At 61.4% G+C, this 26,901-nt stretch carries 25 protein-coding genes, 1 pseudogene and 1 riboswitch; of the genes and pseudogenes, 18 read left to right on the top strand and 8 right to left on the bottom strand.

Annotation, left to right across the window (positions count from 1 at the left end; translation table 11 throughout):
- Positions 1 to 15: 15 nt before the first annotated feature.
- Genes AB4O35_RS26530 through speB form a run of 3 tightly spaced genes read right to left on the bottom strand, consistent with a single transcriptional unit; the run spans position 16 to position 2,966 of the window.
- Positions 16 to 1,572, bottom strand: coding sequence for a purine-cytosine permease family protein (locus tag AB4O35_RS26530; RefSeq protein WP_065891096.1), 1,557 nt, complete (start codon positions 1,570 to 1,572; stop codon positions 16 to 18).
- A gap of 21 nt (positions 1,573 to 1,593) precedes the next feature.
- Entirely contained in the window at positions 1,594 to 2,016 is a 423-nt protein-coding gene (locus AB4O35_RS26525) for a YybH family protein (RefSeq protein ID WP_065891095.1), read from the bottom strand.
- Complete coding sequence (gene speB / locus AB4O35_RS26520) at positions 2,016 to 2,966, bottom strand: agmatinase (RefSeq protein ID WP_049712093.1); 951 nt, start codon at positions 2,964 to 2,966, stop codon at positions 2,016 to 2,018. The genes AB4O35_RS26525 and speB overlap by 1 nt, the downstream gene beginning before the upstream one ends.
- 163 nt (positions 2,967 to 3,129) lie before the next feature.
- Between speB and AB4O35_RS26515 the strand changes: the two genes are divergently transcribed.
- From AB4O35_RS26515 to AB4O35_RS26485, 7 genes and pseudogenes are all read left to right on the top strand, one after another.
- A complete protein-coding gene (locus AB4O35_RS26515; protein ID WP_049712094.1) occupies positions 3,130 to 4,023 on the top strand; it encodes a LysR family transcriptional regulator in 894 nt (297 codons plus the stop codon).
- 7 nt (positions 4,024 to 4,030) lie between these two features.
- Positions 4,031 to 4,635, top strand: a pseudogene (locus AB4O35_RS26510) (tRNA-uridine aminocarboxypropyltransferase).
- A gap of 214 nt (positions 4,636 to 4,849) precedes the next feature.
- A complete protein-coding gene (gene cysM, locus AB4O35_RS26505; RefSeq protein ID WP_065873799.1) occupies positions 4,850 to 5,752 on the top strand; it encodes a cysteine synthase CysM in 903 nt (300 codons plus the stop codon).
- Positions 5,752 to 7,104, top strand: a complete 1,353-nt coding sequence (gene rlmD, locus AB4O35_RS26500; protein ID WP_065873798.1) for a 23S rRNA (uracil(1939)-C(5))-methyltransferase RlmD — start codon at positions 5,752 to 5,754, stop codon at positions 7,102 to 7,104. Before cysM ends, rlmD begins: the two co-directional genes overlap by 1 nt.
- A gap of 120 nt (positions 7,105 to 7,224) precedes the next feature.
- On the top strand, positions 7,225 to 9,468 hold the full coding sequence (relA, locus tag AB4O35_RS26495) for a GTP diphosphokinase (RefSeq protein WP_049712098.1): 2,244 nt from the start codon (positions 7,225 to 7,227) through the stop codon (positions 9,466 to 9,468).
- Positions 9,469 to 9,622: 154 nt separating this feature from the next.
- Positions 9,623 to 10,456: a nucleoside triphosphate pyrophosphohydrolase gene (gene mazG / locus AB4O35_RS26490; protein ID WP_065873797.1), complete on the top strand. Its 834-nt coding sequence runs from the start codon at positions 9,623 to 9,625 to the stop codon at positions 10,454 to 10,456.
- Positions 10,457 to 10,481: 25 nt separating this feature from the next.
- On the top strand, positions 10,482 to 11,027 hold the full coding sequence (locus AB4O35_RS26485; protein WP_065873796.1) for a DUF2058 domain-containing protein: 546 nt from the start codon (positions 10,482 to 10,484) through the stop codon (positions 11,025 to 11,027).
- Positions 11,028 to 11,231: 204 nt separating this feature from the next.
- On the opposite strand, the gene AB4O35_RS26480 is transcribed toward AB4O35_RS26485, so the two are convergent.
- The 4 genes from AB4O35_RS26480 to purM all read right to left on the bottom strand — a co-directional run bounded on the left by AB4O35_RS26480 (position 11,232) and on the right by purM (position 14,117).
- Complete coding sequence (locus AB4O35_RS26480) at positions 11,232 to 11,420, bottom strand: hypothetical protein (RefSeq protein WP_065873795.1); 189 nt, start codon at positions 11,418 to 11,420, stop codon at positions 11,232 to 11,234.
- Between the two features lie 266 nt (positions 11,421 to 11,686).
- Positions 11,687 to 12,400 (bottom strand): DUF3108 domain-containing protein, encoded by a 714-nt coding sequence (locus AB4O35_RS26475; RefSeq protein WP_065873794.1) that lies wholly within the window; start codon positions 12,398 to 12,400, stop codon positions 11,687 to 11,689.
- An 8-nt stretch (positions 12,401 to 12,408) separates the two neighbouring features.
- The gene (gene purN / locus AB4O35_RS26470) at positions 12,409 to 13,059 is read right to left on the bottom strand and encodes a phosphoribosylglycinamide formyltransferase (protein ID WP_065873793.1); all 651 of its coding nucleotides are present in this window, start codon (positions 13,057 to 13,059) and stop codon (positions 12,409 to 12,411) included.
- Positions 13,059 to 14,117, bottom strand: a complete 1,059-nt coding sequence (gene purM, locus AB4O35_RS26465; protein WP_065873792.1) for a phosphoribosylformylglycinamidine cyclo-ligase — start codon at positions 14,115 to 14,117, stop codon at positions 13,059 to 13,061. Before purM ends, purN begins: the two co-directional genes overlap by 1 nt.
- 355 nt (positions 14,118 to 14,472) lie before the next feature.
- On the opposite strand from purM, the gene AB4O35_RS26460 reads away from it, so the two are divergent.
- The 5 genes from AB4O35_RS26460 to AB4O35_RS26440 all read left to right on the top strand — a co-directional run bounded on the left by AB4O35_RS26460 (position 14,473) and on the right by AB4O35_RS26440 (position 19,051).
- Positions 14,473 to 15,513: a DUF2066 domain-containing protein gene (locus tag AB4O35_RS26460; RefSeq protein WP_065873791.1), complete on the top strand. Its 1,041-nt coding sequence runs from the start codon at positions 14,473 to 14,475 to the stop codon at positions 15,511 to 15,513.
- 32 nt (positions 15,514 to 15,545) lie between these two features.
- Positions 15,546 to 16,619, top strand: a complete 1,074-nt coding sequence (locus tag AB4O35_RS26455) for an AI-2E family transporter (protein WP_065873790.1) — start codon at positions 15,546 to 15,548, stop codon at positions 16,617 to 16,619.
- 203 nt (positions 16,620 to 16,822) lie between these two features.
- Entirely contained in the window at positions 16,823 to 17,527 is a 705-nt protein-coding gene (gene hda, locus AB4O35_RS26450) for a DnaA regulatory inactivator Hda (protein ID WP_025855817.1), read from the top strand.
- Between the two features lie 209 nt (positions 17,528 to 17,736).
- Positions 17,737 to 18,366 carry a C40 family peptidase gene (locus AB4O35_RS26445; protein WP_065873789.1) on the top strand — a complete coding sequence of 210 codons (630 nt, stop codon included), beginning with the start codon at positions 17,737 to 17,739 and terminating at the stop codon, positions 18,364 to 18,366.
- Positions 18,367 to 18,511: 145 nt separating this feature from the next.
- Complete coding sequence (locus AB4O35_RS26440) at positions 18,512 to 19,051, top strand: C40 family peptidase (protein WP_046036011.1); 540 nt, start codon at positions 18,512 to 18,514, stop codon at positions 19,049 to 19,051.
- A 75-nt stretch (positions 19,052 to 19,126) separates the two neighbouring features.
- Here the strand turns inward: AB4O35_RS26440 and AB4O35_RS26435 are convergent, their stop codons facing one another.
- Positions 19,127 to 20,440, bottom strand: coding sequence for a PQQ-dependent sugar dehydrogenase (locus AB4O35_RS26435; protein WP_065873788.1), 1,314 nt, complete (start codon positions 20,438 to 20,440; stop codon positions 19,127 to 19,129).
- Positions 20,441 to 20,539: 99 nt separating this feature from the next.
- Positions 20,540 to 20,798: riboswitch (cobalamin riboswitch) on the top strand.
- Positions 20,799 to 20,877: 79 nt separating this feature from the next.
- Between AB4O35_RS26435 and cobO the strand changes: the two genes are divergently transcribed.
- The 6 genes from cobO to AB4O35_RS26405 are packed head-to-tail and all read left to right on the top strand — an operon-like array spanning position 20,878 to position 26,871.
- On the top strand, positions 20,878 to 21,489 hold the full coding sequence (cobO, locus tag AB4O35_RS26430) for a cob(I)yrinic acid a,c-diamide adenosyltransferase (protein ID WP_065873787.1): 612 nt from the start codon (positions 20,878 to 20,880) through the stop codon (positions 21,487 to 21,489).
- Complete coding sequence (locus tag AB4O35_RS26425) at positions 21,486 to 22,889, top strand: cobyrinate a,c-diamide synthase (RefSeq protein ID WP_065873786.1); 1,404 nt, start codon at positions 21,486 to 21,488, stop codon at positions 22,887 to 22,889. Before cobO ends, AB4O35_RS26425 begins: the two co-directional genes overlap by 4 nt.
- Positions 22,886 to 23,536, top strand: a complete 651-nt coding sequence (bluB, locus tag AB4O35_RS26420; RefSeq protein ID WP_065946221.1) for a 5,6-dimethylbenzimidazole synthase — start codon at positions 22,886 to 22,888, stop codon at positions 23,534 to 23,536. Before AB4O35_RS26425 ends, bluB begins: the two co-directional genes overlap by 4 nt.
- Complete coding sequence (cbiB, locus tag AB4O35_RS26415; protein WP_065873784.1) at positions 23,533 to 24,441, top strand: adenosylcobinamide-phosphate synthase CbiB; 909 nt, start codon at positions 23,533 to 23,535, stop codon at positions 24,439 to 24,441. The genes bluB and cbiB overlap by 4 nt, the downstream gene beginning before the upstream one ends.
- Positions 24,434 to 25,423, top strand: coding sequence for a threonine-phosphate decarboxylase CobD (gene cobD / locus AB4O35_RS26410; protein WP_065881191.1), 990 nt, complete (start codon positions 24,434 to 24,436; stop codon positions 25,421 to 25,423). The genes cbiB and cobD overlap by 8 nt, the downstream gene beginning before the upstream one ends.
- The gene (locus tag AB4O35_RS26405; RefSeq protein ID WP_460149375.1) at positions 25,420 to 26,871 is read left to right on the top strand and encodes a cobyric acid synthase; all 1,452 of its coding nucleotides are present in this window, start codon (positions 25,420 to 25,422) and stop codon (positions 26,869 to 26,871) included. Before cobD ends, AB4O35_RS26405 begins: the two co-directional genes overlap by 4 nt.
- Positions 26,872 to 26,901 lie beyond the last annotated feature (30 nt).

Raw genomic sequence — 26,901 nt, 5'->3', positions numbered from 1 at the left:
TCTCCAATTATCTTTTTATTGTGGTGAAGGTGCTTGCTGTGGCGAGGGAGCTTGCTCCCGCTGGGCTGCGAAGCGGCCCCACCTTCGCTGTCGAACGGGAGCAAGCTCTCTCGCCACAACGGTCGGGCCGTAGACAGCCGTCGGTTCCGGAAACGCACGCAGCAAGGTCAGGTACACCACCGACGCCAACCCCAGCGTGACCGGCAGGCTGATATCAATGCCATCGGCCAGGTTGCCCAGCGGACCGACAAACTGCCCCGGCAGGTTGACAAAGCACAGGCCCACCAGCGCACTCGGAATCCACGCCCCCAGCCCGCGCCAGTTCCACCCATGGCTGAACCAGTAGCGGCCGCCGGTTTCGCCGCGCGTAAACACCTGCAGGTCATCCGGGCAGTAGAAGCCGCGACGCACAATCAGCCCGATGATCATCATCACCATCCATGGGGTGGTGCAGGTGATGATCAGCACGGCGAAGGTCGACACGCTCTGCACCAGGTTGGCGGCGAAACGTCCGATAAAGATGAAGGCAATCGACATCACCCCGATCAGCAGCGTGGCCTTGACCCGCGACAACAAGCGCGGAAACACGCTGGACATGTCCAGCCCGGTGCCATACAGCGAGGTGGTGCCGGTGGACATGCCGCCGATCACCGCGATCAAACACACCGGTAGGAAGAACCAGGTGGGCGCCACCGCCAGCAAACCGCCGACATAGTTATTCGCCGCGATGTAGTCCGGCGCCTTGATCGCCACGATGGTCGCGGTGGCCAGGCCGAACAGGAACGGGATCAAGGTGGCAATCTGCGCGAGGACCACCGCCAGCATGATGCGCATTTTCGACGTCTCACGCGGGATGTAGCGGGACCAGTCACCGAGGAACGCGCCGAAGGAAATCGGGTTGCTCATGGCTACCAGCGCGGCGCCGATAAAGGCCGCCCAGAAACCGGTCTGTCCCATCGCTACGGTGCCTGCAAAATGGCGGTCGAAAGCCGGGGCAAAGGCGAAGATCCCCAGCAGGAACAGCAGGCTCGCCGCCCACACAGCAATGCGGTTGACCCACAACATGAAACGAAAGCCGTAAATGCACACCGTCAGGACGAGAATGGCGAACACGCCGTAGGCCAGGCCCAGGCTCAGGTCGGTTTCCGGCAGGCCGATCAGACGTTTCGCACCCCCCACCAGCGCATCGCCCGAACTCCACACCGACAGTGAGAAGAAGGCAATCGCGGTAAGGAGCGAGAGAAACGAGCCGACAATCCGCCCGTGCACGCCGAAGTGCGCACCGGAAGACACCGCATTGTTGGTGCCATTGATCGGCCCGAACAGGCCCATGGGCGCCAGGATCAGCGCACCCACCAGCACGCCCAGCACAATCGCCCAGACGCCGGCCTGGAATGACAAACCGAACAGCACGGGGAAAGAGCCCAGCACAGCGGTGGCAAAGGTATTGGCTCCGCCGAAGATCAGCCGGAACAGATCCTTGGGTGTGGCGGTGCGTTCGTGGTCCGGGATCTGCTCGACCCCGTTGGTTTCTATCTTGCGAATACTTTTATCGTTGTTTTTATTATTCATGATCAGCTCCGATCACATTGGCTAAGGGGGCGGCAGCCCTTCCGGCATAGCGGACAAATGTTCGTGACAGGCCAGCCACAGGCCTTGTTTTTGTTGTGTGCCAGACCCTTGCCGTTTAAAGACAATGGTCTCGCGCTCCTGGCTAAAGAATTGCTCCCCTTGCATGCGCAGCTCGGTGGCCACGTCATGCATGAATATCGCCACGTCGCCTTGCAGGCTGACAAAGGCATTGCTCGAGGTGCACGACAGCACCTCGAAGCCCTCGTCCCGGCGCCAGCTGTCCCACAACACCTGATAGGCATCGCGACTGAGCAGCGGCTGGGGGAGGGTGTAGAACACAAAGCTGGCATCGGCCGTGAATGCCCCGAAGTAGGCGTCGCGGTCGTTGCGCGCGAACGCCGCCACCAGCTCGGCGGCGGCTTGCAGCACGTCGTGCGTGCTCATCAGCGGTGCGCCACGCCTGGCAGTACGCAGAGCATTTCGTACAACAGGTTGGCGCCCAGCAGTGAGGTGTTACCGGTGGTGTCGTAGGGCGGCGAAACTTCTACCAGGTCGCAACCAATCAGGTCGAGGCCCTGGCAGCCACGGATGATCTCGATGGCCTGGATGGTGGTCAGCCCGCCGATTTCCGGGGTGCCAGTGCCTGGCGCCCAGGCCGGGTCGATGCCGTCGATATCGAAGCTCAGGTACACCGGGCCACCGCCGACTTTTTCACGCACTTCGGCCATCAACGGCGCGAGGGAGTGGTGCCAGCATTCTTCGGCCTGGACCACGCGGAAACCTTGCTTGCGGCTCCAGTTGAAATCTTCGGCGGTGTAGCCCTGCGCACGCAGGCCGATCTGTACCACACGGTCGCAATCGAGCAGGCCTTCTTCCACGGCGCGGCGGAAGGTGGTGCCGTGGGCGATTTTCTCGCCGAACATATGGTCGTTGACGTCGGCGTGGGCATCGATGTGCACCAGCCCGACCTTGCCGTGTTTTTTATGGATCGCCCGCAGGATCGGCAGGGTGATGGTGTGGTCGCCACCCAGCGTCATCGGGATCACGCCGTGCTCGAGGATCTCGTCATAGGCTTCTTCGATGATGCGCACGGCGTCGAGCAGGTTGAAGGTGTTGATCGCCACGTCGCCGATGTCGGCAACCGACAGCGAATCAAACGGGGCGGCGCCGGTGGCCATGTTGTACGGGCGGATCATCACCGATTCGGCGCGGATTTCACGCGGCCCGAAACGGGTGCCGGCACGCAGCGAGGTGCCGATGTCCAGCGGCACGCCGACAAAAGCGGCGTCCAGGCCCTTGGCCGATTGCAGGTGGGGAAGACGCATCATGGTGGCGATGCCGGCAAAGCGCGGCATTTCGTTGCCGCCCAGTGGTTGGTGAAAAATCTTGTCCACGGGAGTGCCTCATCGTTGTTTTGTTTATTAGGGGCCGATTCTGCGAAATCCCTGGAAACGAAAGAATCGCCAGGGGCAAATACTTAGTTCAGATTTTTCTAAACTAATGGCTGAGGTAGACTCGGTTCAAATGTAGGATTTTGTGTGTGCCTTCGGAGACCCCATGGCCAATGCTCTGCCCGACCTGAAACTCTTGCGCATCTTCGTCAGCGTCGTGCGGCACCAGGGGTTCGCCAATGCCCAGCACGAACTCAACCTGTCGACGTCGGCCATCAGCACCTACATGAGCCAGTTGGAATCGGCGCTGGGGCTGGTGTTGTGCCATCGCGGCCGGGGCGGCTTCAGCCTGACCAGCAAGGGCGAGTTGTTTCATCAGGAAACCCTGCGCCTGCTCGGTGAGTTGGAAGGGTTCGAACAATACGCGGCGGCGTTGAAGGGCGAACTGCGCGGTACCCTCAAGCTCGGCGTGCTCGACTCCACCGTCAGCGACAAAGCCCTGCCGTTCGCCGAAGTCATCGGCGCCTACAGCCAGGAACACCCGGCGGTGCACCTGCATTTGTCGGTGATGAGCCCTTACGAATTGCAATTGGGCGTGCAGGACAATCGCCTGGACCTGGCCATCGGTGCTTTCTCCAACCGCATGAGCGGGCTGATCTACATGCCGCTGTATCGCGAGCAGCATTGGTTGTATTGCAGCACCCGGCATCCTTTATTCAATGAACGGCGTATCCCCGAGCAAGTCATCACCCAACAACGCATGGTCGGTCGTGGCTATTGGAGCCAGGCCGAACTGGCGCGCCACGGTTTCAAGCACAGCGCCGCGACCGTGGAAAGTATGGAAGCGCAGTTGATCCTGGTGCTGTCCGGTGCCTATATCGGCTATTTGCCCGAGCACTACGCCCAGGCCTGGGCCGACAAGGGCGACCTGCGCGTGCTGCTGCCGGCGACCTTCGGCTACCAGGCGCCGTTCTCGATGATCATGCGCCGCGGCCGCAGCCGTGAACCACTGATCCAGACCTTCCGCGACTTGCTCAAAGCCCAGCTCAACCAGGCCTGAAACCCATATGTCCAGACCCCAATGCTCCCGCTGCTTGCGGCCTACCCCCACTGCCTGTGCGCGCTGATCCCCAGCCTCGACAGCCGCACCCGCGTATTGCTATTGCAGCACCCGAGTGAGGTCAACCATGCGCTGAATACTGCGCGTTTAGCGGCGTTGGGGTTGAACAATGCGCAATTGGTGGTGGGGGAGGTGTTTGATGACTTGCCTACCTTGCTGAATCCGCCCGGCTACCAAGCGCGACTATTGTTTCCTGCTGACGATGCTCAGTTGCTGCAAGGCTATGCACCCAGCGATCAACCGCTGTTGCTAGTGGTCCCCGACGGCACCTGGCGCAAGGCGCGCAAACTGCTGCACCTCAATCCATTGTTGGCGGCGTTGCCCCGGGTAACGTTGGCCGAGGGTGCCGTTTCCCGCTATCGGCTGCGCAAGGCGCCAGGGCCGGGTGCCTTGTCCACCGTGGAAGCCATCGTGCAGGCATTGCAAGTGCTGGAGGCACCCACCTCATTCGAGCCGTTGCTCAAGCCCTTCGACGCCTTGATCGAAGGCCAGATTGCGGCGATGGGGGACGCGGTTTTTCAGCGAAACCATGGCGACGGTCGGCATGGCTAGCAGGCTGACCGATGCGCGGCCATCGCAGCCAAGCGAGCTCCCACAGAAGCGCGCATTTCAAGTGTGGGAGCGGGCATGCCCGCGATAGCATCCTCCCAGGCAACACATTCTGTGCTTATGCCTTTAAGCCATAAGCACCGCACTTTGCGTGATATGGCCCGCCGGCCTTTCCCGGTATGATGTCCGCCCCCGCAGTCTGGATTGCGAATACGCCATGACCTTGCAGTACCCTACAATCGCCGATTGCGTCGGCAACACGCCCCTGGTCCGCTTGCAACGCATGGCGGGCGAAACCAGCAATACCTTGTTGCTCAAGCTCGAAGGCAACAACCCGGCCGGCTCCGTCAAGGACCGTCCGGCGTTGTCGATGATCACCCGCGCCGAGTTGCGCGGGCAGATCAAGCCGGGCGACACCCTGATCGAAGCCACCTCGGGTAACACCGGGATCGCCCTGGCCATGGCCGCCGCGATCAAGGGTTACAAGATGGTGCTGATCATGCCCGACAACGGCAGCGCCGAGCGCAAGGCGGCGATGACCGCCTATGGCGCCGAGCTGGTGCTGGTGACCCAGGAAGAAGGCATGGAAGGCGCGCGCGATCTCGCTGAACGCATGGCCGCCGAAGGCCGTGGCCAGGTGCTGGACCAGTTCGCCAACGGCGACAACCCCGAGGCGCACTACACCACAACCGGCCCGGAAATCTGGCGCCAGACCGGGGGCACCATCACCCATTTCGTCAGTTCGATGGGGACCACCGGCACCATCATGGGCAATTCGCGCTACCTCAAGGAGCAGAACCCCGAGATCCAGATTATCGGCCTGCAACCGATGGAAGGCTCTGCCATCCCGGGCATCCGCCGTTGGCCCGAAGAGTATCTGCCGAAGATCTACAACGCGACCCGCGTGGACCGCATCATCGACATGGCCCAGCGTGAAGCCGAAGACACCACCCGCCGCCTGGCCCGTGAAGAAGGCATCTTCTGCGGTGTGTCCTCCGGTGGCGCTGTGGCCGGTATGTTGCGCTTGTCCAAAGAAGTGGAAAACGCGGTGATCGTCGCGATCATCTGTGACCGAGGCGACCGTTACCTGTCGACCGGCATCTTCGACGAACCCAACTGATGGCCAAGCACGAGAGGGGGCTGCGCTTCCAACCGACGGGCGGCAGCCGAGCCCCGCAGATCCCCGTGGGCAAGAAACAACGCCTGACCATCGAGCGCCTGGCCAATGACGGGCGCGGCATCGTGTTCTTCGAAGGCCGCACTTGGTTTGTGAATGGCGCGCTGGCCGGCGAAGAAGTCGAGGCGCGCGTGTTAGGCGCCCACGGCAAAATCGTCGAAGCGCGCACCGAACGTGTGTTCACCGCCAGCGAACTGCGTCGCCCGGCGCCGTGTGCGCACGTTGGTCGCTGCGGCGGTTGCAGCGTGCAGCACTTGCCCCATGCCGAACAACTTGCCCTGAAACAGCGCATGCTTGCCGAGCAACTGTCGCGTGTGGCGGGTGTCGAACCGCAAGAGTGGGCTGCACCTTTGAGTGGCCCGGAATTCGGCTACCGGCGCCGCGCCCGTGTGGCCGTGCGTTGGGATGCCAAGGCCAAACATCTGGAAGTCGGTTTCCGCGCCGTCGCCAGCCAAGACATTGTCGCCATCGATGATTGCCCAGTGCTGGTACAGGCCTTGCAACCGATCATGCAGCGTCTGCCTGGCATGCTGCGCCGCCTGAGCAAACCTCAGGCCCTGGGGCATGTGGAGTTGTTCAGCGGTACGTCCATCGCCGTATTGCTGCGGCACATGGCACCGTTGTCGGAGGCGGACCTGCTGATCCTCAAAGAATTCTGCAGTTTCCATGAAGCCCAATTGTGGCTGCATGGCGAGGGCCAGCCGGAACCGGTCGAAGCTGATTCGGTGTTGGGGTTTCGATTGGAACAATGGGACCTGGAGTTGGCCTACCGGCCAGGTGACTTCGTGCAGGTCAACGCCGGGGTCAACGCGGCGATGGTCGCCCAGGCCCTGGAATGGCTGGCGCCACACCCCGACGAGCGGGTGCTGGATCTGTTTTGTGGCCTGGGCAACTTTGCCCTGCCACTGGCGCGCCAGGTGCGTGAAGTAGTGGCGGTGGAAGGTGTGCAGGCCATGGTAGAGCGGGCTGCCGCCAATGCCGTCAGCAACGATTTGCATAATGCGCAGTTTTTTCAGGCCGATTTGTCCCAGCCTTTGACTGACGCGGAATGGGCCAAACAGGGCTTTTCTGCGGTACTCTTGGACCCACCGCGCGATGGTGCCCTGGAGGTTGTGCGCAAGCTTGCGACCCTCAAGGCCAAGCGTCTGGTGTATGTGTCCTGCAACCCAGCCACGCTGGCGCGGGACACGGTTGAGTTGGTCAAGCAAGGCTACCGGCTAAAACGTGCCGGGATCCTCGATATGTTTCCGCAAACCGCGCATGTCGAGGCCATGGCGTTATTTGAAGCGGGCTAGGATGCCCGTTTAATCCGACTGGCCTGCATTCTTCAGGGCCGTGAACTGCCAGGGAGCTTGCAGCAAAGGTCGGGATGATTTTTGGCGCACCCAAGGTGCGTCGTAGGGAAGGTAAGCAAGATGGTACAGGTGAGAGCACACCAGCCGATCAACACCGACGGCAGTATCAATCTCGAGGCATGGCTGGATCATGCCATCAGTGTCGACCCGGCACTGGACCGTGAAGCCTTGAAAGCAGCCTGCGAGTTCGCTCGTGAGTCTGAGCAGCAAGACAATGCGGCCAAGAACCTGTGGGCCGAAGGCACGTCAAGCTTTCGCACCGGGTTGGAAATCGCCGAGATCCTCGCCGATCTCAAGCTGGACCAGGATTCGCTGATCGCCGCCGTGCTGTATCGCGGCGTGCGGGAAGGGCACATTCAGTTGGCGACCGTTGGCCAGCGTTTCGGCTCGGTAGTGGCCAAGCTGATCGACGGCGTGCTGCGCATGGCCGCGATCAGCGCCAGCCTCAGCCCGCGTCAGTCCCTGGTGCTGGGCACTCAGGGCCAGGTCGAAAACCTGCGCAAGATGTTGGTGGCAATGGTCGACGACGTACGCGTCGCGCTGATCAAGCTGGCCGAGCGTACCTGCGCGATCCGTGCGGTAAAAACCGCCGACGACGAGAAGCGTAACCGCGTCGCCCGCGAAGTCTTCGATATCTACGCGCCGTTGGCGCACCGCCTGGGTATCGGCCATATCAAGTGGGAGCTGGAGGACTTGTCCTTCCGCTACCTCGAACCCGATCAATACAAACAGATTGCCACGTTGCTGCACGAGCGGCGGCTCGACCGTGAGCGTTTTATCGCCGACGTGATGAACCAGTTGCGCTCCGAGTTGCAGGCCACCGGTGTCGAAGCCGACATCAGCGGCCGCGCCAAACACATCTATTCCATCTGGCGCAAAATGCAGCGCAAAGGCCTGGCTTTCAGCCAGATCTACGACGTGCGAGCCGTGCGTGTGCTGGTGCCGGAAATGCGCGACTGCTACACCGCGCTGGGTATCGTCCACACGCTGTGGCGGCACATCCCCAAGGAGTTTGACGACTACATCGCCAACCCCAAGGAAAACGGCTACCGCTCGCTGCACACCGCCGTGATAGGCCCCGAGGGCAAGGTACTGGAAGTGCAGATCCGCACCCATGCCATGCACGAAGAGGCCGAGCTGGGGGTTTGTGCGCACTGGCGCTACAAGGGCACGGACGTCAAGGCCGGGTCCAACCAGTACGAAGAGAAAATCTCCTGGCTGCGCCAAGTGCTGGAATGGCACGAAGAACTCGGTGACATCGGCGGCCTGGCCGAGCAGTTGCGGGTGGATATCGAACCGGACCGGGTCTATATCTTTACCCCCGACGGCCACGCCATCGATCTGCCGAAGGGCGCCACGCCGCTGGATTTCGCCTACCGCGTACACACTGAGATCGGCCACAACTGCCGGGGCGCGAAGATCAACGGGCGCATCGTGCCGCTCAACTACAGCCTGCAGACCGGTGAGCAGGTCGAGATCATCACCAGCAAGCACGGTACGCCGAGCCGCGACTGGCTGAACCCGAACCTGGGCTACATCACCACGTCGCGGGCGCGGGCGAAGATCGTCCATTGGTTCAAGTTGCAGGCGCGTGACCAGAACGTCGCCGCCGGTAAAACCTTGCTTGAACGCGAACTGGCACGCCTGGGCCTGCCGCAGGTGGACTTCGACAAGCTGGCCGAAAAAGCCAACATGAAGATTGCCGAAGACATGTTCGCCGCCCTCGGTGCTGGCGATTTGCGCCTGGCGCAACTCGTCAACCTGGCGCAGCAACTGGTCGAACCGGAACGCGGCAGCGAACAGCTGGAGCTGATCCCACGCAAAGCCACCGGCTACAAGCCTGGCAAGCGTGGCGATATCCAGATCCAGGGCGTGGGCAACCTGATGACGCAAATCGCCGGTTGCTGCCAGCCATTGCCGGGGGATGCCATTGTCGGCTATATCACCCAGGGCCGTGGCGTTAGCATTCACCGTCAGGATTGCGCCTCGGTGCTGCAATTGGGCGGGCGTGAGCCGGAGCGGATCATCCAGGTCAGTTGGGGCCCGGTGCCGGTGCTGACCTACCCGGTGGATATCATCATTCGCGCCTACGACCGTTCCGGTTTGCTGCGTGACGTGTCGCAAGTGCTGCTCAATGAGCGGATCAACGTGCTGGCGGTCAACACCCGCTCGAACAAAGAGGACAACACCGCGTTGATGTCCCTGACCATCGAGATTCCGGGGTTGGACGCACTGGGGCGGTTGCTGGGGCGGATTTCCCAGTTGCCGAATATCATCGAGACGCGGCGTAATCGCACGCCATGAACATCTGGATGAACGCGGTCTGAAAATGTGGGAGCGGGCTTGCTCGCGAATGCGGTGGATCAGCCAATGCATCTGGAACTGACACACCGTATTCGCGAGCAAGCCCGCTCCCACATTTGAGCGGCGGCGTTCCAACTTGATCAGGCACAAATTGATGTATTCACTCGAAGACCTGCTGCACCTGATGAACCGTCTGCGCGACCCGCAATACGGCTGCCCGTGGGACATCAAGCAAACCTACGCGACCATCGTCCCGCACACCTTGGAAGAAGCCTACGAAGTCGCCGACGCCATCGAGCGCGGCGATTTTGATCACCTGCAAGGCGAGTTGGGCGACCTGTTATTCCAGGTGGTGTATTACAGCCAGTTGGCGCGGGAGGAAGGGCGCTTCGAATTTGCCGGGGTGATCGACAGCATCACGCGCAAGCTGATCCGTCGCCATCCCCACGTATTCCCCACCGGCGATCTGTATGCACCGCTGGATATCCCGCAGCTGAGCGAAGAGCAGGTCAAGCAACGCTGGGAGCAGATCAAGGCCGAGGAGCGCGCGGAAAAATCCGACGCACCAGAGCAACTCTCCCTGCTGGACGATGTACCCACCGCCTTGCCATCCCTGTCCCGTGCCGCCAAGTTGCAAAAGCGCGCCAGCCAGGTTGGCTTCGATTGGCCATCGGCCTTGCCGGTGGTGGATAACGTGCGCGAAGAGCTCGATGAAGTGCTCGAAGCCATGGCCGATAACGACTCGGCGGCCATTGCTGACGAGGTCGGCGACCTGCTGTTTGCGGCGGTCAACCTGGCCCGCCACCTCAAGGTCGACCCGGAAACCGCACTGCGTGGCGCCAATGCCAAGTTCGAACGACGTTTCCGATTTATCGAACAGGCATTGCGCGATACCCATCGTCCCATAGAAGATTGCACCCTCGAAGAATTGGACGCCCTGTGGGGCGAAGCCAAACGTCAGGAAAAGAACATGTCCAGCTGCGGTTGAGCGGCTGCCTAAGTGAGTAAGCACCATGAGCATTTCCCTTCGCGATCAGTTACTCAAAGCAGGTCTGGTCAACCAAAAGCAGGCCAAGCAGGTCGGCAAAGACAAACAGAAGCAGCAGCGCCTGGTCCACAAAGGCCAGATCGAGGCTGACGACACCCAGGCCCGCCTGGCAGCCGAGGCAAAGGCTGAGAAGATCAAGCGCGACCAGGAGCTGAACCGCCAGCAGCAGGAAAAAGCCGAGGCCAAGGCCCGCACGGCCCAGGTCAAGCAACTGATCGAGACCTCGCGCCTGCCCAAGCTGACCACCGAGGACTACTACAACTTCGTGGATGACAAGAAGGTCAAGCGCCTGTCGGTCAACACCTTGATGCGCAACAAGCTGAGCAACGGATCCCTGGCGATCGTGCATCACGGCGGCAGCTATGAGGTGATCCCGCGCGAAGCAGCGCTGAAGATCCAGGAGCGCGCACCGGAGCGTATCGTGCAGCTCAACATCCTGACGGAGAGCCAGGTGCCGGATGAGGATGATCCGTACGCCGCCTACCAGATCCCGGATGACCTGATGTGGTAAGGCTTTAAAAATGACAAACCCCGCTCAAAAGGCGGGGTTTGTCGTTTGTAGTGAGCGGGCTTGTCGAATCGTCGCACCGCCCGCGCTGGGTGGCGAAGCCGCCCCAAACCAGGCGACGTGACTCTACCTGGAAATGCACGGTGTCTTTATTAGGGCGGCTTCGCCACCCAGCGCGGGGCAAGCCCGCTCACTACAGATATGTCTTCAGGAATCTTGCGCCTGGCGTCTCATCTCAAGGGTTTCGAGCTCGTTCTTATAATTTTGAGCGTCGCTCTCGTTGTGAAACATGCCGACCAGCAGGTCTTGTTGGTGTACGTCCCAGATGTGAATCCCATGGCCCAAGGCTTCGTGGGACATATGTTCGTCGTCGCGTTCAGTTACTTTTACAGTCATCTGCTTGCTCCAATCTCTGGTGGGTCTGCGGCAAGTCGTCGCAGGCCTTTGTTATATGTTTTGTTAGCTTGCTAAGTAAACTGACTTTTCGCGCAATAATTCATTGCGGTAAATGCAACAGTGCTGCAGGCCGCGTAAATCAAGGCATTGCGTCGCAGGGTGCTGAGTTTTATGACAAAAGTTTCATGTTGGCGTAAGGCTTCAACACAAAACCTCCAGACGAAAAAAAGCCCCGCATTCGCGAGGCTCTTTGTTCCATCTACCGATCAGCTACCTTTGACAGCCTTACCGTCAACGGTGCCGTCCAGCAGCATGATGTTGTATTCCTTGCCGTCGGTCTCAACCTGGCGCAGGGCAACCAGGATGCCGCCCTGGTCCTTGGCAAACCACATCTGGGTGATGCGCTTGCTCTGCGACGGGTCGCGCACACGCTCGACCTTGATCGCGTCGATGGAGCCTACCTTGGTCTGGACCTTTTCAGGGCCGATGACGCGGAAGTCATAGGTATCGACGTCCGTGCCTTCGACCACACGGTAGCTCATGCTTTTCTTGCCGGCAGCCACGTCACGCTGGAGGGCGAGTTGGTAAGTCGACTTGTCGAGCATGCCACTTTCAAGGGTGACGTTGACCGGGTCTTTGTTTTCAAAACCGGTAACTTTCTTGGCGGATTGGTCGAAATCCAGATTGATCTTCTTCGCCTTCCCCAAGCCGCCGCGTTCGAAGGTGTAGCTCTTCGGTTGCAGTGTGTCCTTGTCGAACACGATCGCACTGGTTTCGGTCAGGCTGGCGATCATCATGGACGCCTTGAAGTTCAACGTCCAAGTGCCGTCGCTGTTCTTGGTCAGGCTGCGTTCTGCCGAACCACTCATGGGCAACTGTTTCCAGTCAGCGGTGTAGCTGGCGGAGAAGGGGTGAAGGTCTGCTGCTTGCACGGCAGGCAAGGCGAACAGCGCAAAAGCGAAGAGCAAGGCGCGACGCATAAAATCTCCTAGGTTCGAATCAAGTGGCCGCTGGCCGCGAGTAACTGACCGTCCAATAATGCACCCTGGTCGCCAAGAATCAACCGACCTTCGGCAAACCAGCGAACGGCCAGCGGGTAAATCCTGTGTTCCTGGGTGTGAACCCGTTGCGCAAGGCTCTGCGCCGAGTCGTCAGACTCTACCGGAACCACTGCCTGTACGACCAGAGGCCCGCCATCGAGTTCCTCGGTGACGAAGTGCACGCTGCAGCCATGCTCGCTGTCGCCGGCGTCTAGCGCACGCTGGTGCGTGTGCATGCCTTTGTACTTGGGCAGCAGGGAAGGGTGGATATTCAGCAGGCGCCCTTCGTAATGCCGTACGAAATCAGCGCTGAGGATGCGCATGAAGCCGGCCAGTACCACGAGTTTGGGGTTGAAGGCGTCAATCAGTTCGATCAAGGCGTTATCAAAGGCCTCGCGACCTTCAAAAGCCTTGTGATCCAAGGAGCGGGTGTCGATACCCGCGTCCCTGGCGCGTTGCAGGCCGTAGGCGTCGCTGCGGTTGGAGATCACCGCAGCGATGCGCACCGGGCTGTCGCCGGTGCGCGTGCTGTCGATCAGGGCCTGCAAGTTACTGCCGGTGCCGGAAAGCAGCACCACGACATCACAGGTCTGAGGCATCAGTGAGCCTTGAGGTTCTTCAGTTCAACCTGTGCCGCGCCTTCTGGGGCGGTGGCGATCTGGCCGATGACCCAAGGCTGCTCGCCGGCTTCACGCAGCACGTTCAGCGCGGTTTCAACGTGCTCTTGGGCCACGCAGATGACCATGCCCACGCCGCAGTTCAGCACGCGGTGCATTTCGGTTTCATCGACGTTGCCTTTCTCTTGCAGCCAGTCGAAGACCGCAGGACGCTGCCAGCTGGCCACGTCGACGATCGCCTGGGCGCCTTTTGGCAGGACGCGCGGGATGTTATCCAGCAAACCGCCGCCAGTGATGTGGGCCATGGCTTTGACTGCGCCAGTGTCCTTGATCAGCTTGAGCAGAGGCTTGACGTAGATGCGCGTCGGGGCCATCAGCAGGTCGGTCAGCGGCTTGCCGTCGAGCTGGATGTTCTCGATGTCGGCGCCGGACACTTCGATGATCTTGCGGATCAGCGAGTAGCCGTTGGAGTGCGGGCCGGAGGATGGCAGGGCCAGCAGGGCATCACCGGCAGCCACTTTGGAGCCGTCGATGATTTCGGCTTTTTCTACAACGCCGACGCAGAAGCCGGCCAGGTCGTAGTCTTCGCCTTCGTACATGCCTGGCATTTCAGCGGTTTCGCCGCCAACCAGGGAGCAACCCGACAGTTCGCAGCCAGCGCCGATGCCGGTCACCACCTGGGTCGCGGTTTCGACATTGAGCTTGCCGGTCGCGTAGTAGTCCAGGAAGAACAACGGCTCAGCGCCGCACACCACCAGGTCGTTGACGCACATGGCAACCAGGTCGATGCCGATGCTGTCGTGCTTGTTCAGGTTCAGCGCCAGGCGCAGCTTGGTGCCCACGCCGTCGGTGCCGGAAACCAGTACAGGCTGCTTGTAGCCGGCCGGGATTTCGCAGAGGGCGCCAAAACCGCCCAGGCCGCCCATGACTTCGGGGCGCGCAGTGCGCTTGGCGACGCTCTTGATGCGTTCGACCAATGCTTCACCGGCGTCGATGTCTACACCGGCGTCCTTGTAGCTCAGGGAGGGTTGCTTGCTCATGATCCAGGCCTTTAGGGGGGATTCAGGGGTAACGACCGAGCGGGCAGGCGCTTTTGGTAAAAGGCCCAGCCGTTGACGGTCTGCGAAGGCGCGCGATTTTATCAGGCTTGAGGGGCAGCGGCCATCCTCGGGCCGACGGGCAGGGCCATATAGGTCAAAAAAGCGGGTTAAAAAAATGCTAATCGACTCTGCTTTGGCACGTATTAAGGTATAGCCTTTAACCCGCTATCGTTATGACAGTACAAAAACTGCCATGACCCTGTGAATGTTTTACCGGTGGCTGTGGTCACAGCCTTGCCAAACCGAGTTCACGCGGTCTGTTGCAGCCGCTAAATTTGTCGTTCGGGAATCTTCCATGCGTCTGTGTAACTTCTTCTTTGTAGGCTGCTTGTCGTTGGTCAGCCTGGCGAGTCATGCCGAAACACTCAATGGCCTTTATCAAGTACTTGAGCCTGTCAGCAGCCAGTCCCCGCAAGAGCGCGACCAGGCTACCCAGCGTGCCGTGCAAACCCTGGTGATCCGCCTGACCGGTGATGCCAAGGCCGCCGAAGGCCCGGGCCTGGCGGCGATTCGCAAGGATCCGCAACAAATCATCACGCAATATGGGTACGACGCTGGTCCGCCGGAAAGCCTGCAAGTGGATTTTGATCCGGTCAGTACTGACCGCGCCTTGCGCGATGCGGGCCTGTCGATCTGGGGCAGCAATCGCCCCTCGATCCTCGGTTGGTGGTTGAACGACTCTACTGAAGGCAGCAGCCTGGTAGGCGACGGCCAAACCGTCGCCCAGGCGCTGCGCCGCGCTGCGCAACACCGTGGCCTGCCGTTGCGTCTGCCGCTGGGGGACCTGGATGAGCAGGTGGTCGCCACCGCGCCGAACTTGGAAAGTGCCGATGCCACACCGTTGCGCGCCGCCTCCGAGCGTTACGGCGCCGACGCCCTGCTGGCCGTGCATGCGCGCCAGGAAGGCAGCCAATGGCAGGCCAAATGGCGCCTGTGGCTGGGCGACAAGAACGAGCAGGGCACTGCGCAAGGCGCCGACACTGCTGCCGTGGCCGATGCGGTGATGCTGGCGGTCAGCCAGAAATTGGCGCCGCGTTTTGCGGTTAAGCCTGGCGTGAGCACCGAGCAATTGCTGGAAGTGCAAGGCATGACCCTTGAGCGCTACGCCGCGCTGGGTCATCTGCTTGAGCCCTTTGGTGGCCAGCCCCAACGGGTGGATGGCAATCGCATCGTGTACCGCGTCAACGGCAGTGCCGATCAGTTACGTACCCAGCTAAGCCTGGCCAAGTTGCAGGAGATTCCTGCCGGTGAAGCACCGGTCCAGCAGCCTGTAACAGATGGCGCTCAGCCTGCAATCGCACCTGAACCTCAAGCACAGCTGCGTTTTCGTTGGTAGCAGTTTTCTTCTTTATATAGATGGAGTGGTTTATGGCGGATACGCGTCGTTGGGTGTGGCTTGGCGGGATTGTCCTGCTGTGCGTCTTTGTGTTCCTGCTGCATTCGATCCTGACGCCGTTCCTGGTTGCGTTGCTGCTGGCGTATCTGTTCGATCCCGTCGTGGATCGCCTGGAAAAGGCTGGCTTGTCGCGTACCCTGGGGGTAGTGGCAGTGTTTGCGCTGTTTACCTTGATCATCACGGCATTGGTATTGGTGCTGGTACCCATGCTGGCCAAGCAGCTGTATCGCTTGTATGAACTGGCGCCGCAGATGCTCGATTGGCTGCAACACACGGCAATGCCGTGGGCCCAGGCCAAGCTCGGGCTGTCGGACGGCTTCTGGAAGTTCGACAAGGTCAAGGCGGCGATCAGCGAGCACATGGGCCAGACCACCGATATCGTCGGTGTCATCCTCAGCCAGGCAACTGCGTCCAGCCTGGCGCTGATCGGTTGGTTGACCAACCTGGTGCTGATCCCGGTCGTGGCGTTCTACCTGCTGCGCGACTGGGACATCATGATGGCCAAGATCCGCAGCCTGCTACCGCGCGATCGTGAGGAGCGCATTGTTTCCTTGGCAGGCGAGTGTCATGAGGTGTTGGGCGCGTTTGTGCGTGGCCAACTGCTGGTGATGCTGGCGCTGGGCATCATCTATGCTGGCGGCTTGATGGCGATCGGTCTGGAGCTGGGCTTGTTGATCGGCCTGATCGCCGGCCTGGCCGCTATCGTGCCGTACATGGGCTTTGTGATCGGTATCGGCGCGGCGCTGGTGGCCGGGCTGTTCCAGTTTGGCGGCGACCTGTACCCGATGCTGGGGATTGTCGCGGTGTTCATGGTCGGCCAGGCGCTGGAAGGCATGGTGCTCACGCCCTTGCTGGTGGGCGACCGGATTGGCCTGCACCCGGTGGCGGTGATCTTTGCAATCCTGGCGGGCGGTGAGCTGTTCGGGTTTACCGGCATCCTGCTGGCTCTGCCGGTGGCGGCGGTGATCATGGTGCTGGTGCGCCATATGCACGATCTGTACAAGGATTCGGATGTGTATACCGGCGTTGAAGACCCCGAGCTGTAACCGCTTCGTAACAAACCCGGCCAAGGCCGGGTTTGTTGTTTCTGGAGCAGCGGCGCCAAACAATCTGCACAAATCCAACAAGTTAACGCAAACCTTTGATTTTGCTTGCGGTCTGCTGCATTGTGCGCCCGGCGTCACGGGTATAAACTTTGCAAACTTTACACAGAGGCCACTAACGGTTCGTTTGGAGCCGTTCAGTCAGCATGAAACCGATTCAGCTGCCCTTGGGTGTGCGTCTGCGTGATGACGCCACCTTTATCAACTACTACCCAGGCGCCAATGCCGCTGCACTCGGCTATGTCGAGCGGCTCTGCGAAGCCGACGCCGGGTGGACCGAAAGCCTGATCTATCTGTGGGGCAAGCACGGCGTAGGGCGTACTCACCTGTTGCAGGCCGCGTGCCTGCGTTTCGAGCAGATGGGCGAGCCAGCGGTTTACCTGCCCCTGGCTGAGTTGATGGACCGTGGCATCGGCATCTTCGACCACCTCGAGCAATACGAGCTGGTGTGCCTGGACGATCTGCAAGCGATCGCCGGCAAGGCAGACTGGGAAGAGGCGCTGTTTCACCTGTTCAACCGCCTGCGTGACAGCGGTCGGCGTTTATTGATTGCCGCCTCGACTTCCCCACGTGAACTTCCGATCAAGCTGGCTGACCTCAAGTCGCGTCTGACCCTGGCGCTGATCTTCCAGATGCGCCCGCTGTCCGACGAGGACAAACTGCGCGCCTTGCAATTGCGCGCGTCGCGTCGCGGCCTGCATCTCACCGACGAGGTGGGGCATTTCATCCTTACCCGTGGCACACGCAGCATGAGCGCCTTATTCGATTTGCTCGAGCAACTCGATCAGGCTTCCTTGCAGGCTCAACGAAAATTGACGATCCCTTTCCTGAAAGAAACGTTGGGCTGGTAACCCATTGAATTGACGGGGTTCGGCAATTTTCAGGCGCCAGAAAACCTGCGTTTGAACCGTATTGGTCACGCATTTCAATCGATAAATGGAATTACGGCTTAGATGGCATAGTCCAAGCGGGAAGTCACATAGACCACGATTGAATTTGCAAATCGATGTGATAGAAGGCATAGTCTCGGCTTCTTTACATACCAGCCACGGTCGTGCCCATGCTAAATCGCTTCGCACCCCTCGTGCCTCTCGCACTCGTTACCCTGTTGTTTGGTTGCGCCTCCCACCCTCAACAGGTGGCAGAACAGCAAAAACCACAGGTTCAAAACCAGGCCAAATTTGTTGCTGCACAGTCTGCTTCTGTTTACGAAGAAGAGCTGGCAACTGAAAAAGAATTGGCCAATTTCTCCGGCAGCAAGCCTTACCAGCTTCCAGTTCTCGCCGACAGCATCCTCGAACGCGGCATGTCCCTGATCGGTACCCGTTACCGTTTCGGCGGTACTTCCGAAGCCGGTTTCGATTGCAGCGGTTTCATCGGCTACCTGTTTCGTGAAGAGGCGGGCATGAACCTGCCACGCTCCACTCGCGAAATGATCAACGTGAATGCACCGTTGGTCGCGCGCAACAACCTCAAGCCCGGTGATCTGCTTTTCTTTAGTACGGCTGGTCGTGGTCGCGTCAGCCATGCCGGTATCTACTTGGGCGATAACCAGTTTATCCACTCCAGCAGCCGTCGCAGTGGCGGTGTTCGAGTCGACAACCTGGGTGATAGCTACTGGAGCAAAACCTTCATCGAAGCCAAGCGCGCACTCGCCATGGCCCCGACGACGGTTACCGCTAGCAAGTAAACTTAAAGTGATACTTGAAGTTTGACGTGTAAGCGCTAGAATCCCTGGACATTGTTGTAATCCGTTCGCGCGAGCTTTGCTTGCGCGTTCTGGTTTTCAGCGTTCGGCAGCGAAAAGCCGCATCCAGACCAGGATTGTTCTGCACATGTCGACCTCGGCCCGCCTGATTCTTATTGTTTGCGCCGCGCTGCTCAGCGCCTGTGCAAGCCGCCCACCGCCGCCCGCGCCTGTCGCGGTGAAGCCTAAGCCGGTGTTCAACTATTCCACCCAGAATTTCTCGCCTGCGGCTGAAGATGTGCTCTTCCGCGCGCTGGGCCTGGTCGGCACGCCTTATCGTTGGGGCGGCAACACGCCGGACTCCGGGTTTGATTGCAGCGGTTTGATTGGTTTTGTGTTTCGCGACGCTGCCGGCATCTCATTGCCGCGTACTACGCGTGAACTGATCGTAATGCGCGCCCAGGACGTCAGCGAGCAGAACCTGCAGACCGGCGACCTGCTGTTCTTCGCCACCGGTGGTGGTTCACAGGTCAGCCACGCCGGGATCTACGTGGGGGAAGGGCGCTTTGTGCACGCGCCGCAAACGGGCGGTACGGTGAAGCTGGATACCTTGTCCAAGGCGTACTGGCAGAATGCGTACCTGAGTGCCAAGCGTGTGTTGCCGGCGAATCTGGCACGTAATCCCTAGCGGCAGCTACGAGCTGTCAGCTGCAAGAAGGCGCAATGCCTGCTTGCAGCTTCAAGCGTGAGGCTTGCTGCTCCGCTATCTAGCGGCCGACACCCGCCATACCTTATTCCCCACATCATCGGCCACCAGCAAATCCCCCTGCTGATCAATCACCACGCCCACCGGGCGGCCCATGGCTTTCTCGTCCTTATCGAGGAACCCCGTCAGCACGTCCACCGGCGGCCCTTTAGGCTGCCCACCCTCGAACGGCACGAAGATCACCTTGTAGCCACTGTGCGGCTTGCGATTCCACGAACCATGCTGGCCGATAAACGCGCCGTTACTGAACTGCGCAGGGAGTTTGCTGCCCTCGGCAAACGTCAGCCCCAGGGATGCGGTGTGCGGGCCTACCGCGTAATCCGGCGCGATCGCCTTGGCCACCAAGTCCAAATTCTGCGGATTGACCCGCACATCCACATGCTGCCCGTAGTAGCTGAACGGCCAGCCATAGAAGCCGCCATCCTTGACCGAGGTGATGTAGTCCGGCACCAGGTCGCTGCCGATTTCGTCACGCTCGTTGACTGCCGTCCACAACTTACCGCTCTGCGGCTCCCACGCCATACCGTTCGGGTTGCGCAGGCCGGAGGCGAAGATGCGGTGCTCGCCGCTGGCGCGATCGACTTCCCAGATCGCCGCCCGGCCTTCTTCCGCTTGCAGGCCGTTTTCACCGACGTTGCTATTGGAACCCACGCTCACGTACAGCTTGGTGCCGTCCTTGCTGGCCACCACGTTTTTCGTCCAGTGGTGGTTCAGAGGCCCGCCCGGCAGGTCGACGACGTTGGTGCCGGCTTGCTTGATCGCAGTGTCACCCGGTTGATAGGGGAAACGCAGCAGCTTGTCCGAGTCAGCGACGTACAGGTCGTTGCCGACCAGTGTCATGCCAAACGGCGAATTGAGATTCTCCAGGAATACCGTGCGCGTCTCCGCGACGCCGTCGTGGTCGGCGTCACGCAGTAGCGTGATGCGATTCGGGCTCGGCACCCCGGCGCCAGCGCGGCCCATGACTTTCTCCATGACCCAGCCACGAACGCCCTTGGCGTCATCCGGCTTGGGCGGCGCGTTGGTTTCCGCTACCAGCACATCGCCATTTGGTAGCACATACAGCCAGCGCGGATGGTCCAGGCCTTCGGCAAACGCCGCAACCTGGGTGCCGGCGGCGGCCGTTGGCTTCACGCCCTCGGGCCAACCGATGGCGGGGGCGATATTGACGGTGGGGATCAGGGTTTTGTTCGGTTCCGGCAACTTGGGCGAAGGCCCGGTACCGTCGGAGACCTGGAGGGTGGAGCTTTCACCGCAGGCGGCGAGGGTGCCGGCGACCAGGATGAGTAGGGCAAGTCTTGTTTTATGCATGGTGTTCTCCTTAATACCTGTAAGGGTAGAGGAGGTCGGCGGTGCGATGGTTCAAGTGCAAGGTCAGCTTTCATTGACGCTCCACCCCCAACCCACTAACCTTCGCGGCTTGTTCCAGGTGCTCTGTGACCAATGGGTCGACCGAGTGAAACAGGGAAGCCGGTGAGTGAGCGCACTTGTACACAGTGCTGCCGCGATTCCGGCGCTGCCCCCGCAACGGTAAATGAGTCAAGACGCTGCCTTTTGCCACTGTATCGCCAGCGATATGGGAAGGCGTAGCGTTGGCCTGCGCGCTCTCTATACGAGGGCAACGGCGCCACTCATGAGCCCGGAGACCGGCCTGTTACATCCAACAGCATCACGGTGGGCGATGCTTGGCTGTCTGTTTTTCTTTTTTCCTGCCCGCCGTTTTTGTCCAGCCCCAACGGAGAGCTGTCATGACCGATTCCCCCGACCGCGACGAACGCCACCTGGCGCGCATGCTGCGCAAAAAAGCCGTGATCGACGAACGCATTGCCAATTCCCCCAACGAGTGCGGCTTGCTGCTGGTGCTCACCGGCAACGGCAAAGGCAAGAGCAGCTCCGCGTTCGGCATGCTGGCCCGGGCCATGGGCCACGGCATGCAGTGCGGCGTGGTGCAGTTCATCAAGGGGCGTCACAGCACCGGTGAAGAGTTGTTCTTCCGCCGATTCCCCGAGCAAGTACGTTTCCACGTCATGGGCGAAGGCTTCACCTGGGAAACCCAGGATCGCCAACGTGACATCGCCGCGGCCGAAGCCGCCTGGGCTGTGTCCTGCGAACTGCTGCAAGACCCGAGCATCGGCATGGTCGTGCTGGATGAGCTGAACATCGCCCTCAAGCACGGCTACCTCGAACTGGACCAGGTGCTCAGTGACTTGCAGGCCCGCCCGCCGATGCAGCACGTGGTGGTCACCGGCCGTGGCGCCAAGCCTGAGTTGATCGAAATGGGTGACACCGTCACCGAAATGGGCATGCTCAAGCACGCGTTCCAGGCCGGTATCAAGGCACAGAAGGGCGTCGAACTTTGAATCAGCCCCGTCATTGCCCGGCCGTATTGATCGCCGCACCGGCGTCCGGCCAGGGCAAAACCACCGTCACCGCGGCGCTGGCCCGATTGCACCGCAACCTGGGTCGCAAGGTGCGCGTGTTCAAATGCGGCCCGGATTTCCTCGACCCGATGATCCACGAGCGCGCCAGCGGTGCGCCGGTGTATCAATTGGACATGTGGATGGTGGGCGAGCAGGAAAGTCGCCGCCTGCTGTGGGAAGCGGCGGGCGAGGCCGACTTGATCCTGATCGAAGGCGTGATGGGTTTGTTTGACGGCACCCCTTCCAGCGCCGACCTGGCGCGACACTTCGGCGTGCCGGTACTGGGCGTTATTGACGGCACGGCCATGGCCCAGACCTTTGGCGCCTTGGCCCTGGGCCTGGCGCGTTATCAGCCGGACTTGCCGTTCGCCGGGGTGCTGGCCAACCGCGTTGGCACGCTGCGTCATGCGCAATTGCTGGAAGGCAGCCTCACCGAAGGCCTGCGCTGGTACGGCGCGTTGTCCCGCGAGACCGGTATAGAGCTGCCTAGCCGTCACCTGGGCCTGGTGCAAGCCAGCGAACTGAATGACCTTGATGTGCGCCTTGACGCCGCCGCCCAAGCCTTGGGCAGCAGTTGCGAAGTGGCCTTGCCGCCGCCGGTGACCTTTGCTGCACCGGAAGTGATCGAGGCCGAGCCACTGCTCAAGGGCGTGTGTATTGCCGTGGCCCGCGACGAAGCCTTCGCTTTTACCTACGGCGCCAGTCTTGATCTGCTGCGGGCCATGGGCGCCGAGCTGAAGTTTTTCTCGCCCATTCACGATCGCGCATTGCCTGATGCCGACAGCCTCTACCTGCCCGGCGGTTACCCGGAACTGCACCACCAGGCGCTGTCGGAAAACACCCCAATGCTCGACGCGATCCGCGCTCACCATGCGGCCGGCAAACCCTTGCTCGCCGAATGCGGCGGCATGCTCTACCTGCTGGACTCGCTCACCGATGTCGACGGCACCCGCGCCGAACTGGTGGGCCTGTTGCAGGGCGATGCGGTGATGCAAAAGAAACTGGCGGCCCTGGCGCTGCAAAGCGTCGAGTTGCCGGAAGGCACACTGCGTGGTCACACCTATCACCATTCGCTGACCAGCACCGACTGGCAGCCGATTGCCAGGGGGTTGAGCCCCAATGGTGGGCGCGGGGCTGAGGCGGTTTACCGTCAGGGGCGGATGACGGCTTCTTACGTGCATTTTTATTTCCCGTCGAATCCAGCCGCTGTAGCCGCACTGTTTGCGCCAGACCGTGATGTCGCTATCGCAGGCAAGCCAGCTCCCACATCGACAGTGTTCACAGATCAAAATGTGGGAGGGGCGGTGCGACGATTCGACTTGCCCGCGAAGAGGCCATGACGGACAACGCCTTCCCCCAGGCCGACCGCGACGCCGTCTACCGCGCCATCGCCGAACGCCGTGACATGCGCCACTTCAGCGGCGGCGCTGTCGCCCCCGAATTGCTGCACCGTCTGCTCCAGGCCGCGCACCAGGCCCCCAGCGTCGGCCTGATGCAGCCCTGGCGCTTCATCCGCATCAGCGATCGCCAACTGCGTGGGCAGATTCAGCAGTTAGTAGAAGAGGAGCGCGTACGCACCGCCGAAGCCCTGGGCGAGCGCTCCGACGCGTTCATGAAGCTCAAGGTCGAAGGCATCCACGACTGCGCCGAAGTGCTGGTGGCGGCGCTGATGGATGACCGTGAGCGGCACATCTTCGGCCGTCGTACCTTGCCGGAAATGGACATGGCCTCGCTGTCCTGTGCCATCCAGAATCTGTGGCTGGCGGCTCGCGTCGAAGGCCTCGGCATGGGCTGGGTTTCGCTGTTCGAACCCCAGGCCCTGGCCGATCTGCTCGGTTTGCCGCCCGGCGCGAAACCCCTGGCCGTGTTGTGCCTGGGGCCGGTAACCGAGTTCTACCCGGCACCGATGTTGCAACTCGAAGGCTGGACCGAGCCTCGGCCGCTGAGTGACATGTTGTATGAGAATGTGTGGGGAGTGAGTCAATGAGTGTGGCCTTGCTGTGCGTCGCTGCAGTGGCGCTGGATGCGCTGCTGGGCGAACCCAGGCGCTGGCATCCGCTGGTGGCATTCGGCAATTTCGCCGGGCGCATCGAGCAACGTTTTAACTCCGGTGGCCGTGGCTGGCGCAGCCATGGCGTGACCGCTTGGTTTATCGCCGTAGTGCCGCTGACCCTGCTGGCCACGGCGTTGTCGTGGGCGCCGTATATCGGCTGGGTAGTGGAGATTCTGGCGCTGTATTGCGCCCTCGGCATGCGTAGCCTTGGCGAGCATGTGATCCCGGTGGCCCAGGCCCTGCGCAGCGATGACCTGGAGGCAGCCCGCAAGCGCGTCAGCTACTTGGTCAGCCGCCAGACCAGCGAACTGGACCGCACCGAAGTCGCCCGCGCCGCGACCGAATCGGTGCTGGAAAACGGCAGCGACGCAGTCTTCGCCGCGTTGTTCTGGTTTGTGGTGGCGGGCGTGCCGGGCGTGGTGCTTTATCGCCTGAGCAATACCCTCGACGCCATGTGGGGTTATCGCAACGAACGTTTTGAGCGCTTTGGTTGGGCCGCGGCAAAAATCGACGATGTGCTGAACTACATTCCGGCACGCTTGGTCGCCTTGACCTATGCCGTGCTCGGCAAGACCCGTCTGGCGCTCAAATGCTGGCGCACCCAAGGCCCGACCTGGGACAGCCCCAACGCCGGCCCGGTGATGGCTGCCGGTGCAGGCGCGCTGGGCGTTGAACTGGGCGGCGCGGCGATCTATCACGGTGAAGTGCACCAGCGCCCGCCGCTGGGCGAGGGCCCGGCGGCGGATGCGGACGCCATCGACCGGGGCTGGCAACTGGTGCAGCGCGGCGTATGGTTGTGGCTGCTGATCTTATGCGTCGGGGGGCAATTTTATGCTTGAGCACGGTGGCCGGCTGCGCAAGGCAGCGATTCAGTACGGAATTGCCGAAGCTGACTGGCTCGACCTGTCCAGCGGCCTGGCGCCCTGGCCCTGGGCGATCCCCGAGATCCCGCTGCGCGCCTGGGCGCGTCTGCCGGAAACCGATGACGGCCTGGAGCAGGCCGCCAGCGAGTATTACGGCGCAGCGCATCTGTTGCCAGTAGCTGGCTCCCAGGCGGCGATTCAGTTGCTGCCACGTCTGCGTCGCGCCGGCAAGGTCGGGGTATTGTCGCCGTGCTATGCCGAACACGCCGAAGCCTGGCGCCGTGCCGGTTACGTGGTGCGCGAAGTGCTGGAGCAGGAAGTCGACTTCTTTCTTGATGGCCTTGACGTGCTGGTGGTGGTCAACCCCAACAATCCCACCGGCCTGAGCCTGAACCCGCAACGCTTGTTGGACTGGCACTCGCGGCTGGCCCAGCGCGGCGGCTGGCTGGTGGTGGACGAAGCGTTCATGGACGTGACTCCGGAATTGAGCCTGGCGGGCCAGGCGCATCAGGTCGGCCTGATTGTGCTGCGCTCGTTCGGTAAATTCTTCGGCCTGGCCGGTGTGCGACTGGGCTTCGTACTGGCCGAACGCAAGCTGCTCAAGTTGCTGGCCGAGCAGGTTGGCCCTTGGGCGGTCAGCGGGCCGACGCGGGTACTGGGCCGAGTCTGCCTACGCGACACTGCCGGGCAGGCGCAGCAACGCGCGCGCTGCATCGAGGCGAGCCAGCGCTTGTTTACCGCGCTCGAGCGCCACGGCTTTCAACCTCAGGGCGGCTGCGCCTTGTTCCAGTGGCTGATCACGCCGCACGCCGAACGCATGCATGAATTCATGGCCCAGCGCGGCATCCTGCTGCGCCTGTTTGTCCATAACAGCAGCCTGCGTTTTGGCCTGCCGGATACCGACGCCGACTGGCAACGCCTGGACGAAGCCCTGGCCGCCTATAAGGACGCGACATGAGTACGTTGATGGTGCAAGGCACGACGTCCGACGCCGGCAAAAGCACCTTGGTGACGGCGCTGTGTCGCTGGTTGGTGCGCCAGGGCGTGCCAGTGGTGCCGTTCAAGCCACAGAACATGGCGCTCAACAGCGCCGTGACGGCCGAGGGCGGCGAGATCGGTCGTGCGCAAGCGGTGCAGGCCCAGGCGGCCAACCTGGCGCCGCACACCGATATGAACCCGGTGCTGCTCAAGCCCAACAGCGACACCGGTTCCCAAGTGATCATCCACGGCCGCGCTGTTACCAGCATGAACGCGGTGGCCTATCACGACTACAAAGCCATCGCGATGCAGGCGGTGCTGGCCTCCCACGCACGGTTGAGCCAAGCCTACCCCGTCGTGATGGTGGAAGGCGCTGGCTCCCCGGCGGAGATCAACCTGCGCGCCAATGACATCGCCAACATGGGCTTCGCCGAAGCAGTGGATTGCCCGGTGCTGCTGATCGCCGATATCAATCGCGGCGGGGTGTTTGCCCATCTGGTCGGCACCCTGGAACTGCTTTCGCCCAGCGAGCAGGCACGGGTCAAAGGCTTCATCATCAACCGATTTCGCGGCGACATTGCGTTGTTGCAACCGGGGCTGGACTGGCTGGAAGCGCGCACCGGCAAACCGGTGGTGGGCGTATTGCCTTACGTGATGGACCTGCATCTGGAAGCTGAGGACGGCATCGATCAGCGCCAAATCGATAAGGCTGCGCAGGTACTCAAGGTGGTGGTGCCGGTGCTGCCGCGCATCAGCAACCATACGGATTTCGACCCGTTGCGTTTGCATCCCCAGGTGGACTTGCAATTCATCGGGCCAGGCCAGCCGATCCCTGCTGCCGACCTGATTATCCTTCCAGGCTCGAAAAGCGTGCGCAGCGACCTGGCTTATCTGCGTGCCAACGGTTGGGACACCGCCGTGGCGCGGCACTTGCGCTACGGCGGCAAGGTGCTCGGCATTTGCGGCGGCTTGCAGATGCTCGGCGAGCAGGTGCATGACCCGTTGGGCCTGGAAGGGCTTGCGGGCTCCAGCGATGGCCTTGGGTTATTGGCGTTCAGCACCACCTTGGAAGAAGAGAAACAGCTGCGCAACCTACGCGGTCGCCTGTTACTGGAAGATGCCGACGTCAGCGGTTATGAGATCCATGCGGGCGTGACGTCTGGCGATGCCTTGTCGAACGCCGCTGTGCGCCTCGATGACGGCCGCAGTGATGGCGCGCAAAGTGCAGACGGGCAGATCCTCGGCACTTACCTGCATGGCTTGTTCGAAACCCCGGCCGCGTGCAGTGCGCTGCTGCGTTGGGCGGGGTTGCAGGATGTGCAGGAGGTCGACTACCACGCCTTGCGCGAGCGCGATATCGAGCGCCTGGCCGATTTGGTGGAAAACCACCTGGACACCGAGCTGTTACGCAAACTGTGTGGGATTTGATGGTGTGCACACGATCCCCCTGTGGGAGCT

The organism is Pseudomonas sp. H1_A03 (assembly GCF_054685145.1).
Note: the sequence above shows the minus strand (reverse complement) of the source record. Positions and strands in the feature narration are given on the sequence as shown.

What these genes read in the sequence shown, in the direction of transcription:
- AB4O35_RS26435 (WP_065873788.1), bottom strand. Translation starts at nt 20,440, where the DNA reads ATGCATAAAACAAGACTTGCCCTACTCATCCTGGTCGCCGGCACCCTC.
- relA (WP_049712098.1), top strand. Translation starts at nt 7,225, where the DNA reads ATGGTACAGGTGAGAGCACACCAGCCGATCAACACCGACGGCAGTATC.
- cobO (WP_065873787.1), top strand. Translation starts at nt 20,878, where the DNA reads ATGACCGATTCCCCCGACCGCGACGAACGCCACCTGGCGCGCATGCTG.
- purN (WP_065873793.1), bottom strand. Translation starts at nt 13,059, where the DNA reads ATGCCTCAGACCTGTGATGTCGTGGTGCTGCTTTCCGGCACCGGCAGT.
- hda (WP_025855817.1), top strand. Translation starts at nt 16,823, where the DNA reads ATGAAACCGATTCAGCTGCCCTTGGGTGTGCGTCTGCGTGATGACGCC.
- AB4O35_RS26440 (WP_046036011.1), top strand. Translation starts at nt 18,512, where the DNA reads ATGTCGACCTCGGCCCGCCTGATTCTTATTGTTTGCGCCGCGCTGCTC.
- cobD (WP_065881191.1), top strand. Translation starts at nt 24,434, where the DNA reads ATGCTTGAGCACGGTGGCCGGCTGCGCAAGGCAGCGATTCAGTACGGA.
- mazG (WP_065873797.1), top strand. Translation starts at nt 9,623, where the DNA reads ATGTATTCACTCGAAGACCTGCTGCACCTGATGAACCGTCTGCGCGAC.
- AB4O35_RS26445 (WP_065873789.1), top strand. Translation starts at nt 17,737, where the DNA reads ATGCTAAATCGCTTCGCACCCCTCGTGCCTCTCGCACTCGTTACCCTG.
- rlmD (WP_065873798.1), top strand. Translation starts at nt 5,752, where the DNA reads ATGGCCAAGCACGAGAGGGGGCTGCGCTTCCAACCGACGGGCGGCAGC.
- AB4O35_RS26405 (WP_460149375.1), top strand. Translation starts at nt 25,420, where the DNA reads ATGAGTACGTTGATGGTGCAAGGCACGACGTCCGACGCCGGCAAAAGC.
- AB4O35_RS26475 (WP_065873794.1), bottom strand. Translation starts at nt 12,400, where the DNA reads ATGCGTCGCGCCTTGCTCTTCGCTTTTGCGCTGTTCGCCTTGCCTGCC.
- AB4O35_RS26485 (WP_065873796.1), top strand. Translation starts at nt 10,482, where the DNA reads ATGAGCATTTCCCTTCGCGATCAGTTACTCAAAGCAGGTCTGGTCAAC.
- AB4O35_RS26515 (WP_049712094.1), top strand. Translation starts at nt 3,130, where the DNA reads ATGGCCAATGCTCTGCCCGACCTGAAACTCTTGCGCATCTTCGTCAGC.
- cbiB (WP_065873784.1), top strand. Translation starts at nt 23,533, where the DNA reads ATGAGTGTGGCCTTGCTGTGCGTCGCTGCAGTGGCGCTGGATGCGCTG.
- purM (WP_065873792.1), bottom strand. Translation starts at nt 14,117, where the DNA reads ATGAGCAAGCAACCCTCCCTGAGCTACAAGGACGCCGGTGTAGACATC.
- cysM (WP_065873799.1), top strand. Translation starts at nt 4,850, where the DNA reads ATGACCTTGCAGTACCCTACAATCGCCGATTGCGTCGGCAACACGCCC.
- AB4O35_RS26455 (WP_065873790.1), top strand. Translation starts at nt 15,546, where the DNA reads ATGGCGGATACGCGTCGTTGGGTGTGGCTTGGCGGGATTGTCCTGCTG.
- AB4O35_RS26480 (WP_065873795.1), bottom strand. Translation starts at nt 11,420, where the DNA reads ATGACTGTAAAAGTAACTGAACGCGACGACGAACATATGTCCCACGAA.
- AB4O35_RS26530 (WP_065891096.1), bottom strand. Translation starts at nt 1,572, where the DNA reads ATGAATAATAAAAACAACGATAAAAGTATTCGCAAGATAGAAACCAAC.
- AB4O35_RS26525 (WP_065891095.1), bottom strand. Translation starts at nt 2,016, where the DNA reads ATGAGCACGCACGACGTGCTGCAAGCCGCCGCCGAGCTGGTGGCGGCG.
- AB4O35_RS26460 (WP_065873791.1), top strand. Translation starts at nt 14,473, where the DNA reads ATGCGTCTGTGTAACTTCTTCTTTGTAGGCTGCTTGTCGTTGGTCAGC.
- bluB (WP_065946221.1), top strand. Translation starts at nt 22,886, where the DNA reads ATGACGGACAACGCCTTCCCCCAGGCCGACCGCGACGCCGTCTACCGC.